The following is a 15,328-nucleotide window of genomic DNA, read 5'->3' as shown; positions in this document are numbered from 1 at the left end:
AGAACCGCAATGACCCAAGCCCCAGTCAACGTGACCGTCACCGGCGCCGCCGGCCAGATCGGCTACGCGCTGCTCTTCCGCATCGCGTCCGGTCAGCTCCTCGGCCAGGACGTCCCGGTGAGGCTGCGGCTCCTCGAGATCCCGCAGGCGGTCAAGGCGGCCGAGGGCACCGCCATGGAGCTCGACGACGGCGCGTTCGGACTCCTGGCCGGCATCGACATCTTCGACGACCCCAAGCAGGCCTTCGAAGGCACCAACATCGCCCTCCTCGTCGGCGCCCGCCCCCGCAGCAAGGGCATGGAGCGCGGCGACCTCCTCGAAGCCAACGGCGGCATCTTCAAGCCCCAGGGTGAAGCCATCAACGCCGGCGCCGCCGACGACATCAAGGTCCTCGTCGTCGGCAACCCCGCCAACACCAACGCCCTCATCGCCCGCTCCCACGCCCCCGACGTGCCCGCCGAGCGCTTCACCGCGATGACCCGCCTCGACCACAACCGCGCCCTCGCCCAGCTCGCCAAGAAGCTCGGCGTCCCGGTCACCGACCTCAAGAAGGTCGCCATCTGGGGCAACCACTCCGCCACCCAGTACCCCTCGGTCCAGCACGCCGAATTCGGCGGCAAGAGCATCACCGGCGCCGTCGACCAGGCCTGGCTCGAAAACGACTTCATCCCCACTGTCGCCAAGCGCGGCGCCGCCATCATCGAAGCCCGCGGCCTCTCCTCCGCCGCCTCGGCCGCCTCCGCCGCCATCGACCACGTGTACACCTGGGTCAACGGCACCCCGGCCGGCGACTGGACCTCCGCCGCCGTCGCCTCCGACGGCTCCTACGGCGTCCCCGAAGGCCTCATCTCGTCCTTCCCGGTCACCGCCGAGAACGGCCAGTACAAAATCGTCCAGGGCCTCGAGATCGACGACTTCTCCCGCACCCGCATCGACGCCTCCGTCAACGAGCTCGTCGAGGAACGCGACACCGTGCAGAAGCTCGGCCTCATCTGAGCCACCGCACCACGAAGGGGCCGCCGTCCGGCAGGACAGCGGCCCCTTTCGCGTCCGGCGAACACCGCACGCCCACAGCGAAACCACCACCGCGAACCCGATCTTGCGCCCTACGGTCAGGCCATGACCCTTCTCGCCGTACCCGACATGCACGCCACCGCCACCCAGAACCCCGACGAATCGGTGTACCACCAGCTCCTGCGCGACCGGATCGTCTTCCTCGGCTCCGAGGTGAACGACGAAGTCGCCAACCGCATCGTCGCCCAGCTCCTCCTGCTCGCCGCCGACGACCCGGCGAAGGACATCACCTTCTACATCAACTCACCCGGCGGCTCGGTCACCGCGGGCATGGCCATCTACGACACCATGCAACTCGTCCAGCCCGACGTCGCCACCTACGGCCTCGGCTTCGTCGCCTCCATGGGCCAGTTCCTGCTCTCCTCCGGCACCCCCGGCAAGCGCTACCTGCTGCCCAACACCCGGATCGTCATGCACCAGCCCTCGGCCGGCATCGGCGGCGCCGCCACCGACATCGCCATCCAGGCCGAAGTCTTCGGCCGGATGAAGCGCCGCATCGCCGAAATCACCGCCCGCCAGACCGGCCAGACCGTCGAGCGCATCACCGCGGACGCCGACCGCGACCGCTGGTTCGACGCCGACGAAGCCCTCTCCTACGGCTTCGTCGACCGCATCGTCGCCCGCGAGCGAGCCGCCACGGCCTGACACCCCGCGGCGGGGAATGCCAGCCGGCTGCCAGCCCGGCGTGCGTTCCCCGCCAGCCGCACCCACCACGCTCGACCCATGACGATCACCCTCAAGCCCCACAGCACGGTGCTGTTCACCGGCGACTCCATCACCGACCTCTGGCGCCCCGACGGCGAAGACCGCTGCGGCTACCCCCTGCTCGTCGCGGGCGAATGGTGCTTCCGCCACCCCGAACGGCCGCTGACCTGGATCAACGCCGCCCACGCCGGAGACACCACCGAAGACCTCCAGGCCCGCTGGCAAACCGACGTCCTCGACGCCCACCCCGACGTCGTGTCCGTTCTCGTCGGCGTCAACGACAACGGACAGCACACCTTCGACCCCGCGGCCCGCGAAATCTCCGCAGCCGAGTTCACCGCGAACTACCACCGCCTGCTGGCCCCGCTCGCCGAAGCGGGCACCGAGCTCGTCCTCATCGAACCGTTCCTCGTGCCGGTCCGCGGCGACATCACGGCCGGCATCCACCGCGACGGCGAGGCCGCCGAAGTCGTCGTCGGCGAAGACACCCGGCGAGCCTGGCGTACCGGCCTCGACCCGAAGATCCGTGCCGTGCGGGACCTCGCGGCCGAGTACCACGCCGAACTGCTCACCGCCGACACCCTCTTCACCGGACTGTCCACGTCGGACCGGCCGGAACGCTGGTCGGAAGACGGCGTGCACCTCACTTCGGCCGGCCACCGCGCACTCGCGGAAGCTTGGCTCGACCTGGTGGCCTGAGGCGGTCCCCGAGGTCTTTGCGGGTTTTGGGCAAGTGGTACTGCGGGGCTGGTTCTAAAAAACCAGCCCCGCAGTATAGGTCGTTATACAGATGAAGGAGATCAGGCGCCGTTGAGCCCGCGGCGGGTCAGCAGCGGGTCTATCTCGGGGTCGCGGCCGCGGAAGGCCCGGAAGGCGTCCATCGGGTCGACGGAGCCGCCACGGCCGAGCAGGGTGCTGCGGAAGTGGTCGCCGTTCTCGCGGGTCAGTCCCCCGCTCTCCCGGAACCACTGGACGGTGTCGGCGTCCAGGACTTCGCTCCAGATGTAGGAGTAGTAGCCGGCGCTGTAGCCACCGCTGAAGATGTGGGCGAAGTACGTCGTGCGGTAGCGCGGCGGGATGGCGTCCACGGCCACGCCGGCCTTCACCAGGGCCTCCGCCTCGAACGACTGCACCTCCCCCACGCGGTCGTCGACGCCGAGGCGGTGCCAGGCCTGGTCGAGCAGGGACGCCGCGAGGTACTCGGTCGTGGCGAACCCTTCGCCGTACTGCTGGGCCGCGAGGAGCTTGTCGACCTGCTCCTGTGGCAGCGCCTCCCCCGTCACGTGGTGCTTCGCGTAGTGGGCCAGGACTTCCGGCCACAGCATCCACATTTCGTTGACCTGGGACGGGTATTCGACGAAGTCGCGCGGCACGTTGGTACCGGAGAACGTCGGGTAGCGGACCGCCGAGACCAGCGCGTGCAGGGCGTGGCCGAACTCGTGGAACGCGGTGACGACCTCGTCGAAGGTCAGCAGGGTCGGCTCCCCCGCCGGCGGCTTGTTCACGTTCAGCACGTTGACCACGACCGTCTTGCGGCCGAGCAGCTCGGACTGGTCGACGAAGGTGTTCATCCAGGCGCCACCGCGCTTGGCGTCGCGGGTGTACAGGTCGAGCAGGTACAGGCCCAGCGGGGTGCCGTCGGCGTCGAAGACCTCGAAGGTCCGGACCTCCGGGTGGTACTTCGGCAGGTCGTCGCGCTCGGTGAAGGTCAGGCCGTACAGTTTCGTCGCGGCGAAGAAGACGCCGTCGAGGTACACCCGGTCGGCCTCGAAGTACGGCCGCAGCGCCTCGGTGTCGACGTCGAACCGCTCACGGCGGACCTGGGCGGCGTAGTACGGCCAGTCCGACGGCCGCAGCTTCGCGCCCGGCACGTCGGCCTCCAGCAGCTGCTGCAGCTCCGCGGCTTCGGCGCGGGCGTTCGCGACCGCGGCGGGCGCCAGCCGCTCCAGGAGCCCGGCGGCGGCCTCGGCGGTCTTCGCCGTCTCGTCCGCGATGACGTACGCCGCGTGGTGCGGGTAGCCGAGCAGCACGGCCCGTTCCGCGCGCAGCCGCACGATCTCGGCGACGACGGTGTTGTTGTCGTAGTCGTTGCCGCGGTTGCCCCGCGCCATCGACGCGGCGTGGATCCGCTCCCGCACGTCGCGATCGCGCAGGGTCTCCAGCGGTGACGCCTGGCTGGTCGGCAGGCTCAGCGTGAGCACGTACTTGCCGTCCTCGCCGCGGGCGGCCGCCGCTTCGGCCGCGGTGGCGATCGCGCCTTCGCCGAAGCCGTCGAGCTCGGCGCGGTCGGCGATGACGACGGCCAGGTCGTTGGTGTCCTTGAGCAGGTTCTGCTGGAACTTCGTCTGCAGGGTGGACAGCTGCTCGTTGAGCTCGCGCAGCCGGGCCTGCTCGGCTTCACCGAGCCCGGCGCCGGCCCGGCTGAAGTCGGTGTGCCGCCGCTCCAGCAGCCGCCGCGACTCCTCGTCCAGGCCGAGCTCGTCCCGCCGCGCGTGCAGCGCGTCGATCCGGGCGAACAGCTGCGGGTTCAGGTGGATCGCGTCGTGGTGGGCGGCCAGCTTCGGCGCGAACTCCGCCTGGATGGCCTGGATCTCGTCGGTGCTGTTGGAGCCGGCCAGGTTGTAGAACACGCTCGCCACCCGGCCCAGCAGCTCACCGGCGCGTTCGAGGGCCACGATAGTGTTCTCGAACGTCGGCTCGGCGTCCTGCGCCGCGATCTGCTCGATCTCCGCCGCGTGCTCGGCCAGCCCGGCCTCGAGCGCGGGCCGGTAGTGCTCGTCGGAGATCCGGTCGAAGGGCGGCAGGGCGTAGGGCAGCTCGCTGGGTGCGGCGAACGGGTTGTCCGGCGAAATCATCGGGCAGGCTCCTGGTCGGGGACAGACACACTCGGTCCCGCCACCCTACGTGGTCCACCTGTGCGGATGTCAGCGCTTTCCGGAGGTGGCCGGGGTCACCGGCCCGTGCTGCCACCCACGACGGCGTCGCTGTCCGCCGCCTTCTTCCCGCGCTGGGGCTTGGGCTCCGGGGGCACGATCCCGTGGAGGTCGCCGCCGTGGTCGTTGACCCGCATGACGAACGGCCGCGTCTCGGTGTAGCGCACGACCGAGATCGACGCCGGGTCGACGACGATCCGCTGGAAGGCGTCGAGGTGCTGGCCGAGTGCGTCGGCGAGGATGGACTTGATCACGTCGCCGTGGCTGCACAGCAGCCAGACGGCGTGGTCGCCGTGCTCGGCGGCGATCCGCCGGTCGTGCGCGCGGACGGCGGCCACCGACCGCGCCTGCATCGCCGCGAGCCCTTCGCCACCGGGGAAGACCGCCGCGGAGGCGTGCGCCTGCACGACCCGCCAGAGCGGTTCCTTGGCGAGGTGCTTGAGCTCCCGGCCCGTCCAGTCGCCGTAGTCCACTTCGGACAGCCCGGGCTCGACGACCTTGTCGAGCCCCCTGGCCGCCGCCAGGGGGCCGACGGTCTGCTTGCACCGCAGCATCGGCGAGACCACGAGCCCCGCGAGGGGCACGCCGTCGAGCCGTCCGACGAGCTTCTCCGCCTGCCCGCGGCCGGTGTCGTCGAGGTTCACCTTCGGGGACCGCCCGGCCAGGACGCCGGAGCCGTTGGCCGTCGACTTGCCGTGCCGGAGCAGAATGACCGTACTCACGGCCCCCACCCTACGTGGCCGCGATCAGTGCCCGACGGGCCCGGCGTTCGGGTCCAGCACGCCGCTGAAGATCAGCACGTACAGCAGCACGCCGAGCACCAGCCGGTAGACCACGAACGGCACGAAGCTGCGCTTCTTGATGTAGGCCATCAGCCACGCGATCACCGCGTACCCGACCCCGAAGGCGACCAGCGTGGCCAGGATCGTCGGGCCCCACTGGGCCGGCACGTTCCCCGAGCCGATGTCCTTGAGCTTGTACACGCCCGACCCGAACACCGCCGGCAGCGCCAGCAGGAACGAGTACTCCGCCGCCTCCGCCCGCGTGTAGCCCAGCAGCAGGCCCGCGCTCGTGGTGCCGCCCGAGCGGGACACGCCGGGGATCAGGGCCAGGGCCTGCGCGAAGCCGAAGCCCAGGCCGTGCGGCACGGTCAGGTCGTCCAGCGTCCGGTCCTGCTTGCCGATCCGGTCGGCGATCAGCAGGATCACGCCGAACACGATCAGCACGGTCGCGGTGATCCGCAGGTCGCGGAACGCGCTGTCGATCTGGTCCTGCAGCAGCAGCCCGAGCACCACGATCGGCAGCGAGCCGACGATGATCAGCCAGCCCAGCCGGGCGTCCGGGTCACGGCGCCACTCCGCCTTGTACAGCGAGAAGAACCAGGCCCGCAGGATCTTCCCGATCTTCGGCCCGAAGTAGATGATCACCGCCAGCTCGGTGCCGATCTGGGTGACCGCGGTGAACGCCGCGCCCGGGTCGTCCCAGCCCGCGAGGGCCGCGACGATCCGCAGGTGCGCGCTCGAGGAAATCGGCAGGAACTCGGTCAGGCCCTGGACCAGGCCGAGCACCAGGGCTTCGAACCACCCCACGTCAGGCCACCCCCGCCAGGTCCAGCGCCTCGACGGCGGTGCGCAGCGCTGCGGCCGGCTCCGGCGAGTACGGCGACACCGACAGGGTCGTCACGCCGGCTTCGGCGTATTCCTTCATCTTCTCCGCGATCCGTTCCTTCGGACCCAGCAGCGACGTCGCGTCGAGGAACTCCGGCGGCACCGCCGCCATCGCCCCCGCCCGGTCGCCGGCCAGGTACTTCTCCTGCACTTCGGCGGCCTCGGCCGCGAAACCCATCCGGCACGCCAGCCGGTTGTAGAAGTTCTTCTCCTTGCTCCCCATCCCGCCCAGGTAGAGGGCGGCGTAGCCGCGGACGGCGTCCGCGCAGGCCCGCCAGTCGTCCCCGGGCACCAGCGGCACCGACGGGACCACGTCGAAGCCGTCCAGGCCACGGCCGGCCCGCTCGGCACCGGCCCGAACGTGGGCCAGCTGCTCCCCCGCGTGGGCCGGCGAGAAGAACACCGGCAGCCAGCCGTCGGCGATCTCCCCGGTCAGCTCCAGGTTCTTCGGCCCGATCGCGGCCAGGTACAGCGGGACGTGCTTACGGGCCGGCCGGACGGTCATCCGCAGCGCCTTCCCGGGCCCGTCCGGCAGCGGCAGCGTGAAGTGCTCACCCGCGAACCGCACCCGCTCCCGCCGCAACGCCGAACGCACGATCGAGGCGTACTCGCGGGTGCGGCTCACCGGCGAGGTGAACCGCACGCCGTGCCAGCCCTCGGACACCTGTGGGCCCGACACGCCCAGACCGAGCCGGAACCGCCCGCCCGAGAGCGTGTCCAGGGTCGCGGCCGTCATCGCGGTCATCGCCGGGGTGCGCGCCGGGATCTGCAGCACGGCGGCGCCGACGTCGATCCGCGACGTCCGCGCCGCGATCCAGGTCAGCACGGTCACCGCGTCCGAGCCGTAGGCCTCCGCCGCCCACACGACCGCGTACCCCAGCTCCTCCGCGTGTTTCGCCAGGGCCAGGTGCGCGGGGTCGTTCCCCATGCCCCAGTAGCCGAGATTCAGTCCGAGTCGCACGGGGCCCGACCCTAACGGGGGCCTTGATCGCGACACGACTCACCTTGGTCTCCTCCGGACGGGGCAGCCCACTAGGCTCGGCGGTCGTGGAAAAGCGACTGCTCGGCCGCTCGGGACTGCGCGTCTCCCGTATGGCGCTCGGCACCATGACCTGGGGTGGCGACACGGACGCCGAGGAGGCCGCCAGCCAGCTGGTCGCCTTCGTCGACGCCGGCGGCACCCTGGTGGACACGGCCGACATCTACGGCGAGGGCGAGAGCGAACGGGTGCTCGGCTCGCTGCTCGGCGACCTCGTGCCCCGCGACGACGTCGTCCTCGCGACGAAGGCGGTCGCCCGGCGCACCGAAGGCCCGTTCGGCGGCGGCGCCTCCCGCGGCGCCCTGCTCAGCGCGCTCGACGGCTCCCTCAAGCGGCTCGGCACCGACCACATCGACCTCTGGCAGCTGCACGCCTGGGACGACTGCGTGCCCCTCGCCGAGACGCTGTCCGCCCTCGAATACGCCGTGACCAGCGGAAAGGTCCGCTACGTCGGCGTCTCGAACTACGCCGGCTGGCAGCTGGCCACCGCGGCCGCCGGTGCCCCGGCCACCGCGCCGCTCGTTTCCACCCAGGTCGAGTACTCGCTGCTGGAACGCGGGGTGGACCGCGAAGTCGTACCCGCGGCCGCCCACCACGGCATCGGGCTGCTGCCGTGGGCCCCGCTCGGCCGCGGCGTTCTGACCGGCAAGTACCGCACCGGCACGCCCGCCGACTCCCGCGGCGCGAACAGCGCCTACGCCGGCTACGTCGAGCACCACCGCACCGACCGCGCCGCCCGGATCGTGCAGGCCGTCGCGACCGCCGCCGACGGGCTGGGCACGTCCCCGCTCGCCGTCGCCCTGGCCTGGGTCCGCGACCGGCCCGGCGTCGTCGCCCCGGTCGTCGGCGCCCGCGACACCGGCCAGCTCACCGGCTCGCTGGCGGCGGAGGAGATCACTCTGCCGCCCGCCATCCGGTCCGCGCTCGACGACGTCAGCGCGATCGAGGTCGGCTACCCCGAACGCTGGCCGCGGTGAGCGCCAGGTGTCTGTTCGGTGACACGCACGTGACGGCACGGGGATCAAGGAGCATGCTGGTGGAGACCGCCCGCCGAGGGACAACTGGAGGCCGCAACGTGCGTCGGCTCGCCGCCGTGTCGTGGATCGCGATCCCGCTCGCCGGTGCCCTGGCGCTCTCGGGCTGCTCGTCGGCCAAGTCGACCTCCGACGACCTGCAGATCGTGGCGAACCCGACCGCCGCGCGCCCGGCCGTCTCCCCCGCGGTGACCGTCAAGCCCGCCGGCCGGGTCCTCGCCGACGGCCCGGTTTCGGCCGTCGCCGTGGATCCGAAGACGTCGACCCTCGTCGTTGCGGTTTCTTCGCCGCCGTCGCTGCGGCTCTACGACCTGAACGCCCTCGCGTCAGCGCCGGTGAATATGCCGTTATACGGCACCGCGTCCCGGCTGACGGTGACGCCGGGGCGGGTGGAGATCGCCGAGCCCGGGCCGGGTGTGGTGCAGCAGCTGACGTTGCCGGACCGGAAGCTCACCGAGACGAAGACCGGCGGGCAGCCGGCGTCGAGCATCGCCTACGGGGCCGATCGGCTGGTGGCGATGGGGGCGGGGAAGGACATCCGGGTGCTGCCGGTGGCGGGTCCGGCGCGGACGATCGGCGGGCAGCTCTACAGCGCCGACGACGTGGTCGACACCGGGAACGGGGTCGTGGTGCTGGACCGGTTGCGGACCGCGGTGTTCTCGGTGGACGTCGCGGCGGGCAAGGTCGGCGAGGGGCTGCGGGCGGGGGACGGCGCCGCGAACGCCGTGGCCGACTCCTACGGGCGGGTGCTGGTGACCGACGTGCGGGCGGGGGCGCTGCTGGCGTTCTCGGCGGGCCCGCTGATCCTGAAGCAGCGTTTCCCGGTGCCCGGTGGGGCGTACGGGATCGCTTACGACGCGACGCGCAGCCTGGCGTGGGTGACACTCACCGGACGGAACGAAGTGGTCGGGTTCGACGTCCGCGGGGGCGAGCCCGTGGAGAAGTACCGGTTCCCCACCGTGCGCCAGCCGGACTCGGTCGGGGTGGAGGAGAAGAGCGGCCGGGTGATCGTCGGCTCGGCCGCCGGAGAAGGGACCCAGGTGATCGAGCCATGACAGCGGTCAGCGAGGCGGTGGTCGAAGGGGATTGGGAGTATCGCCGCCTGCACCTCCCCCCGGGCGTGTCCCGGCGTGCGGCGGCGACCCAGCTCTCCATCCACGCGGAGTTCGCGGGCTGGGAACTGCGCACCGTGCGGCTCTACGCCGACGGCACGCGCCGGGTCTGGCTGCGCCGCAAGAAGACGGCCCAGAGCCTGCCGGGCGCCCTGCCGACCTAGCCGGACACGCGGTTCAGCCAGCCGCCCCAGGTCTTCTCCTCGGTCCCGGGGTCGGTTCCCGGCGCGAAGAGGTGGTGGGACGCCACCATCGGCCCGTGGAAGCCGCGCACGAACCGGAACATCGCGTCCGGCGTGCGCACGCCCACCGCCTGGTCGTTGGCCGCGTAGACCACGCCCTCCCGGCCGATCCGGACCCGGTCGCCCTCGGCCGGGCGCGCCGGCAGGCCGAGCTCCGCGCCGAGCCGCGTCCACGCCGCTTCCCAGTCCGCCACCGGCGGGCCGAACGCCGTCACCGGCACCGCGGTGCGGCCCGCGAAGTGCGTCACGTACTCGGCCAGGGTGCGGAAGAACAGCTCGCCGCCCGTGGTCATCGCCTGGAACTCGTCCTCCCAGTCGTCGCCGGGGAGGAAGCCGCTGGTGACGCAGCGGATCACCGTGCTGCCGGAGTCGCGGCCCTCGACGAGGAACTCGTAGGCGATCCGCCGTCCGTCCGGTGCGGTGTCGCTGCCGTAGGCGAGCTTCGCGGGCGGCTCCCAGTCTCGGATCCCGTACTCCGGCCGGTACCCGCCGAAGGCGCCGCGGACCGTGCCGCCGGTGCCGCCCTCGACCTCGTTGCGGCCCATGAACCAGGAGTCGATGCCGGGGCCGGTCGCGATGGCTTCCCACACCTGGTCCGGCGTCGCGCCGACCTCGGCGACGTCGGTCAGTTCGAACTCGTGGCCCACGTCAGGACGCCTCCGGGACGCTCGGGTGCACGGCGACGACCACCCGGTACGAGCGGCCCTTCTCGGCTGTCTCGTCGTGGTACCGGCCGACCAGGGTGGTGACCGCGGTCGTGAGCTCCTCGGCGAACGCGGCCCGGTCGGCGGCGGAGGCGAACCGCACCTCGCCGTCGAGCGCGAAGGTCGCGACGCGCTGCTGGGCCTTCGCCGCGCCGGTGATCAGCAGGCCGACGTCGCGCACCAGCCGCCCGGCGACGGCGAGCAGCCACCGCGCCGAGAGCCGGTCGGGCGAGCGGGCCGGATCCGGCTGCACCGCGGCCAGTGCCGTCGGCGAGATGACGTACGACGCCGCCGTCGCCCGCATCATCCGCTCGGTGACGTTGCCCTTGCGGCGTTCCTCGACCAGCTCGACCAGGCCGTGGCTCTCCAGCGCGCGCAGGTGGTAGTTGACCTTCTGCCGGGGCAGGCCGACCCGCCCGGCGAGCATCGTCGCCGACGCCGGCTCGGCCAGCTCGGCGAGCAGCCGGGCCCGGACCGGGTCCAGGGACACCTCGGCCGCCGCCGCGTCTTCGATCACCGCCACGGGATACATGCGCCCAGTGTTCTTTCGAACAGAGAAGTTGTCAAGAACGATCGAGCTGTCGGTCGAGGAGGCTCTGGAAGTGCGGGCACGCCATGAGGTCGTCGTGCCGGCAGTCGCCCTCGATGAGCTCGAGCGCGGCCTGCGCCCGGGCGATCCGGGCCCGCAGCCGGTCCCGCTGGCGGGCCGCCATCGCCGCCCGGCCGGCGGCGGACCGGTCGGTCAGCATCGACCGGATGTCCACGAGCTCGAACCCGGCTTCCTTCGCGACCAGGATCGCGGCCACCCGGCGCAGGTCGGCGTCGTCGTAGCGGCGCCGGGCGCCCACCCGGGCCGGGGCCAGCAGCCCTTCCGCTTCCCAGTAGCGCAGCACGTGCGCAGGCAGCCCGAAGCGCGCCGCCACTTCGCCGATTGACTTCATGCCGGCATTAAGTCGCAGGATGGGCGCCATGTCCACGTTGCTCACGCTCCTCGACGCTCTCGACGACCGCCCGCAAGCCGCCGACCTGCGGGAACGCACCTACTCCGGACTCGGCGACGTCGTGGTCGACGTCGGCTGCGGCAGTGGCCGGGCCGTCGGCGAACTGGCCGCCCGCGGGGTGCGGGCGATCGGCGTCGACGCCGACCCGGCGATGATCGAGACCGCCGCGGCACGCTGGCCCGCCGGCGAATTCCACGTCGCCGACGCCACCGCGCTGCCCCTCGCCGACGGTTCGGTCACCGGCTACCGCGCCGACAAGGTCCTGCACGTGGTGCCCGAACCGGCGCTCGCGGTGGCCGAGGCCCGCCGCGTGCTGGCCCCGGGCGGCCGCGCGGTGCTGACCGGCCAGGACTGGGACACGATCGTCATCGACTCCGACGACCCGGCCCGCACCCGGTCGATCGTCCACGCGCGCGCGGACGGCCTGCCCCACCCGCGGATCGCCCGGCGGTACCGCACCCTGCTGCTGGACAACGGCTTCACCGACGTGACCGTCGAAGTCCGCGCGCTGGTGTGGACCGACGCGGCGGCCCTGCCGGTACTGGCCAACCTCGGCGGCGACGGCGCCTGGCTCGCCGAGCAGACCGGCCGCGCCCGGGAAGACCGGCTGTTCGTCGCCGTGCCGATCTTCCTCGCCACCGGCCGCCTCAGCTCCGGTGACTCGCGTTGACCAGCGCGACCACCCGCGGCAGCACCTGCGCCGCGGCCTCCAGCGGCACGACGTGCCCGACGCCGGGCAACACCACCGACGTCCCGGCGTCGAGCCCGCGGACCCACTGCTCGACGTCGGACGCGCGCACGATCCGGTCCCGCTCCCCCACGATCGCCGTCACCGGCAGGCCGCTGACCTGCGCCAAGGCCGCGTGGCGCGCGTAGGCGTCGAGGGCCGGGCGGAACAGGGAGACGGTGTGCGGCCAGTTGCCGCGGATCATCTTGACGGTCAGCTCGACCAGGTCCGGGTCCGGGTCGTCGCCGAACAGCCACCAGCGCAGGCCCGCGCTGACCGCCCGGCTGGTCCGCTCGCGCACGACGCCGAAAAGCTTCGAGCCGAGCACCGCCTCGAGGTCGCGGGCCAGCTTGCCCAGCGCGTTCGGCCAGGCCGCCGACACCTCGGTGGCGAGGGTGCCCGAGGACGTCGCCAGCAGCACCAGGCCGGACACCCGGGCGGCGAACAGCTCCGGGTGCCGCTGGGACAGCGACATGATCGCCAGGCCGCCCATGTCGTGGCCCACCAGCACCACCCGGCCTTCGGGGACCTCGCGCTCGAGCAGCTCGGCGAGGTCGTCGCCGAGCTGCGCCATGGTCGCGGTCCCCCGCCGCGCCCGCCCCGACCCGCCGTGGCCGCGCTGGTCGTAGGTCAGCACGGCCACCGGCCCGCCGGCGGCGTCCGGCACCAGCGGCGCGATGCGGCCCCAGCTGCGCTGGTCGAGCGCGTAGCCGTGGACGAACACCACCGTCACCGGAGCGGCCGGGTCGCCCCTGCGGACCACCTGCAGGGGCGTGCCGTCGGCGAGCGCGAACCCGGTCATCAGGACGTGCGCAGGAACCGGTCGAGGACGCGGGTGCCGAACTTCAGCGCCTCCACCGGGACGCGCTCGTCGACGCCGTGGAACAGCGCCGAGAAGTCGAGGTCCGCGGGCAGCTTGAGCGGCGCGAAGCCGAAGTTGCGGATGCCGAGCTGCTGGAACGACTTGGCGTCGGTGCCGCCGGAGAGCATGTACGGCAGCGTCTTCGCCCCCGGGTCCTCGGCCAGCACCGCGGCGGTCATGGCGTCCACGAGCGCGCCGTCGAAGGTCGTCTCGACCGGCGGGAGCTCCATCCACTCCTTCTCGATGTCCGGGCCGAGCAGCTCGTCGAGCTCGCGGTCGAAGGCCTCCAGCCGCCCCGGCAGGATCCGGCAGTCGACCGCGGCCTCGGCGACCGACGGGATGACGTTCGACTTGTACCCGGCGGTGAGCATGGTCGGGTTGGCGGTGTCACGCAGGGTCGCGCCGATCATCCGCGAGATGTTGCCCAGCTTGGCGACCGAGCCTTCGAGGTCGTCCTCGGGGAAGTCCCAGCCGGTGATCTCGGTGACGCCGGCGAGGAACTCCTTGACGGAGTCGGTGAGCACGAGCGGGAACCGGTGGTTGCCGAGCTTCGCGACGGCCTCGGCGAGCTTGGTGACGGCGTTGTCCCGGTGGATCATCGACCCGTGCCCGGCGGTACCGCGCACGCGCAGCTTCATCCAGCGGATGCCCTTCTCCGCCGTCTCGATGAGGTAGGCGCGGACGTCGTCCTTGAGCGTGATGGAGAACCCGCCGACCTCGCTGATGGCCTCGGTGACCCCCTCGAACAGCTCCGGCCGGTTCTCGACGAGCCACTGGGCGCCGTACTGGCCCCCGGCCTCCTCATCGGCCAGGAAGGCGAAGACCAGGTCCCGCGGCGGCACGACGTTGTTCAGCTTGTAGTGCCGGGCCAGCGCGAGCGCCATCCCGCACATGTCCTTCATGTCGACCGCGCCCCGGCCCCAGACGTAGTCGTCCTGGATCGCGCCGGAGAAGGGGTGCACGGACCACTCCGAGGCGTCGGCGGGCACGGCGTCGAGGTGGCCGTGGATGAGCAGGGCTCCCCTGCTCGCGTCCGCTCCGGGCAGCCGTACGAAGACGTTGTGCCGGTTCTTCCCACCCGACTCGACGTAGGTGATCTCGTAGCCGGCGTCGGTCAGCTTCTCGGCAACGTACTCGGCCGCCGCCCGCTCGCCGACCACCGTGTCGGGATCCCCGGTGTTGGTGGTGTCGATGCGGATGAGTTCGCTGGTCAGCGTAACGGCCTCGGCCGCGGCGGCTTCGATCAGGTTCGGTTCGGTCACCGGCCATTCCTATCACCCGGATGGCCCGGTGTGCTGGCCGTGGGAACGCCCGGCGGCGCCGGTTCAGGGAGCGGGCTGCCACCCCACGCCGTACGACCGCGCGGGCCGCAGGTCCCGGAAACTCGTGTGCACCTCACCCGCGTTGTCGAGGAACAGCGGTTTGCGCGCGGGCAGCGGGTCGTGGGCGTCCTTCGAGAGGTCGCCGTCGATGCGCCAGACGCGCTGCGGCGGCTCGCGCCGGTCGAACCGGACGTTGAGCTCGAAGCTTTCGCACAGGAATTCCGGCGTGCAGCAGTAGAACGGGGCCGGCAGCTCGGCCAGCCGGATGCGGAAGAAGAACTCGTGCTGGTCCCCGGCGTCGAGCGGCTGCGGCGGCCGCAGGGTGAAGGCGACGCGGGTGGAGCTGACCAGGCGCACGGAGTGCACCTCGCCGCCGGCGACGACGTCGATGCCGAGGCCGGACAGGTCCGGCGGGCTCGTCGTGCTGGCCGGGCGGGCGAGGGAGATCGCGTGCTCGATCTCGGCCAGCCCGGCGACGTGGCTGACCACCTTGCGGGTTTCGAACACCTCGGCGGCGGTCCCGGTCAGGGTCAGGTTGACCGCGAGGTCCGAGGTGTGCCAGGGACCGTCCTGGCTGTTCGCCGAAACACCCCCGAACGGCGACGGCGCCCCGTACGCGGCTTCGGCGATCAGGTAGATCACGTCGTCGGCGCGACGCTGCATGGTGCGCACGTTGCGGTCGGCCCCGGTGCCCAGCAGCTCCAGGCGCTGGGTGTAGCGCTCGTTCGCGCCGGTGCCGAAACCCAGCACGATCCGCGCCGTTTCCCGCTGCGACCCGGGCAGTTTCTCGATCAGCCGGCGAAGCGTGTCGACGACCTTGCCGCGAACCGTTCCGGCGTTGTCCTCTTCGCGGACACCGCACACTTCGCGCAACCGTTCGCCGGCGATTGCGGGCAGGTTCTTCGC

17 protein-coding genes are annotated in these 15,328 nt (G+C 72.1%); 7 read left to right on the top strand and 10 right to left on the bottom strand.

From position 1 onward, the window contains the following. Positions 1–9 precede the first annotated feature (9 nt). From C2L59_RS28800 to C2L59_RS28790, 3 genes are all read left to right on the top strand, one after another. On the top strand, positions 10–996 hold the full coding sequence (locus tag C2L59_RS28800) for a malate dehydrogenase (RefSeq protein ID WP_103352668.1): 987 nt from the start codon (positions 10–12) through the stop codon (positions 994–996). 123 nt (positions 997–1,119) lie between these two features. Continuing rightward, positions 1,120–1,719 (top strand): ClpP family protease, encoded by a 600-nt coding sequence (locus C2L59_RS28795; protein WP_103352667.1) that lies wholly within the window; start codon positions 1,120–1,122, stop codon positions 1,717–1,719. A 78-nt stretch (positions 1,720–1,797) separates the two neighbouring features. After that, complete coding sequence (locus C2L59_RS28790) at positions 1,798–2,478, top strand: SGNH/GDSL hydrolase family protein (RefSeq protein WP_103352666.1); 681 nt, start codon at positions 1,798–1,800, stop codon at positions 2,476–2,478. 101 nt (positions 2,479–2,579) lie between these two features. Here the strand turns inward: C2L59_RS28790 and C2L59_RS28785 are convergent, their stop codons facing one another. The 4 genes from C2L59_RS28785 to C2L59_RS28770 all read right to left on the bottom strand — a co-directional run bounded on the left by C2L59_RS28785 (position 2,580) and on the right by C2L59_RS28770 (position 7,340). Continuing rightward, the gene (locus C2L59_RS28785) at positions 2,580–4,634 is read right to left on the bottom strand and encodes a M3 family metallopeptidase (protein WP_103352665.1); all 2,055 of its coding nucleotides are present in this window, start codon (positions 4,632–4,634) and stop codon (positions 2,580–2,582) included. A 95-nt stretch (positions 4,635–4,729) separates the two neighbouring features. Further along, positions 4,730–5,434: a histidine phosphatase family protein gene (locus tag C2L59_RS28780; protein ID WP_103352664.1), complete on the bottom strand. Its 705-nt coding sequence runs from the start codon at positions 5,432–5,434 to the stop codon at positions 4,730–4,732. Between the two features lie 24 nt (positions 5,435–5,458). Continuing rightward, positions 5,459–6,301: an undecaprenyl-diphosphate phosphatase gene (locus C2L59_RS28775; RefSeq protein WP_103352663.1), complete on the bottom strand. Its 843-nt coding sequence runs from the start codon at positions 6,299–6,301 to the stop codon at positions 5,459–5,461. Position 6,302: 1 nt separating this feature from the next. Next, positions 6,303–7,340 carry an LLM class F420-dependent oxidoreductase gene (locus tag C2L59_RS28770; RefSeq protein ID WP_103352662.1) on the bottom strand — a complete coding sequence of 346 codons (1,038 nt, stop codon included), beginning with the start codon at positions 7,338–7,340 and terminating at the stop codon, positions 6,303–6,305. 86 nt (positions 7,341–7,426) lie between these two features. Between C2L59_RS28770 and C2L59_RS28765 the strand changes: the two genes are divergently transcribed. The 3 genes from C2L59_RS28765 (at position 7,427) to C2L59_RS28755 (ending at position 9,728) form a co-directional block, all read left to right on the top strand. After that, on the top strand, positions 7,427–8,395 hold the full coding sequence (locus C2L59_RS28765) for an aldo/keto reductase (RefSeq protein WP_199199301.1): 969 nt from the start codon (positions 7,427–7,429) through the stop codon (positions 8,393–8,395). Positions 8,396–8,493: 98 nt separating this feature from the next. Further along, entirely contained in the window at positions 8,494–9,507 is a 1,014-nt protein-coding gene (locus C2L59_RS28760; protein WP_103352660.1) for a YncE family protein, read from the top strand. Next, positions 9,504–9,728 carry a DUF5703 family protein gene (locus C2L59_RS28755; protein WP_103352659.1) on the top strand — a complete coding sequence of 75 codons (225 nt, stop codon included), beginning with the start codon at positions 9,504–9,506 and terminating at the stop codon, positions 9,726–9,728. The genes C2L59_RS28760 and C2L59_RS28755 overlap by 4 nt, the downstream gene beginning before the upstream one ends. On the opposite strand, the gene C2L59_RS28750 is transcribed toward C2L59_RS28755, so the two are convergent. Genes C2L59_RS28750 through C2L59_RS28740 form a run of 3 tightly spaced genes read right to left on the bottom strand, consistent with a single transcriptional unit; the run spans position 9,725 to position 11,451 of the window. Continuing rightward, a complete protein-coding gene (locus C2L59_RS28750; protein WP_103352658.1) occupies positions 9,725–10,453 on the bottom strand; it encodes an SRPBCC domain-containing protein in 729 nt (242 codons plus the stop codon). The genes C2L59_RS28755 and C2L59_RS28750 overlap by 4 nt on opposite strands. 1 nt (position 10,454) lies before the next feature. After that, the gene (locus tag C2L59_RS28745; protein ID WP_199199300.1) at positions 10,455–11,042 is read right to left on the bottom strand and encodes a helix-turn-helix domain-containing protein; all 588 of its coding nucleotides are present in this window, start codon (positions 11,040–11,042) and stop codon (positions 10,455–10,457) included. A 31-nt stretch (positions 11,043–11,073) separates the two neighbouring features. Further along, entirely contained in the window at positions 11,074–11,451 is a 378-nt protein-coding gene (locus C2L59_RS28740) for a MerR family transcriptional regulator (RefSeq protein ID WP_199199299.1), read from the bottom strand. 28 nt (positions 11,452–11,479) lie between these two features. Between C2L59_RS28740 and C2L59_RS28735 the strand changes: the two genes are divergently transcribed. Next, a complete protein-coding gene (locus C2L59_RS28735) occupies positions 11,480–12,181 on the top strand; it encodes a methyltransferase domain-containing protein (protein WP_103352656.1) in 702 nt (233 codons plus the stop codon). On the opposite strand, the gene C2L59_RS28730 is transcribed toward C2L59_RS28735, so the two are convergent. The 3 genes from C2L59_RS28730 to C2L59_RS47580 all read right to left on the bottom strand — a co-directional run. Continuing rightward, the gene (locus tag C2L59_RS28730; protein ID WP_103352655.1) at positions 12,159–13,040 is read right to left on the bottom strand and encodes an alpha/beta fold hydrolase; all 882 of its coding nucleotides are present in this window, start codon (positions 13,038–13,040) and stop codon (positions 12,159–12,161) included. The genes C2L59_RS28735 and C2L59_RS28730 overlap by 23 nt on opposite strands. Then, a complete protein-coding gene (locus tag C2L59_RS28725) occupies positions 13,040–14,362 on the bottom strand; it encodes a M20/M25/M40 family metallo-hydrolase (protein WP_103352654.1) in 1,323 nt (440 codons plus the stop codon). The genes C2L59_RS28730 and C2L59_RS28725 overlap by 1 nt, the downstream gene beginning before the upstream one ends. A 63-nt stretch (positions 14,363–14,425) precedes the next feature. Then, a partial coding sequence (locus C2L59_RS47580) for a hypothetical protein (protein WP_103351143.1) occupies positions 14,426–15,328 on the bottom strand: 903 nt, incomplete at its 5' end.

This window comes from Amycolatopsis sp. CA-128772 (assembly GCF_002904295.1).
In the GTDB taxonomy this organism is placed as follows: Bacteria; Actinomycetota; Actinomycetes; order Mycobacteriales; family Pseudonocardiaceae; genus Amycolatopsis.
This window is presented reverse-complemented; position numbering and strand designations above follow the sequence as displayed.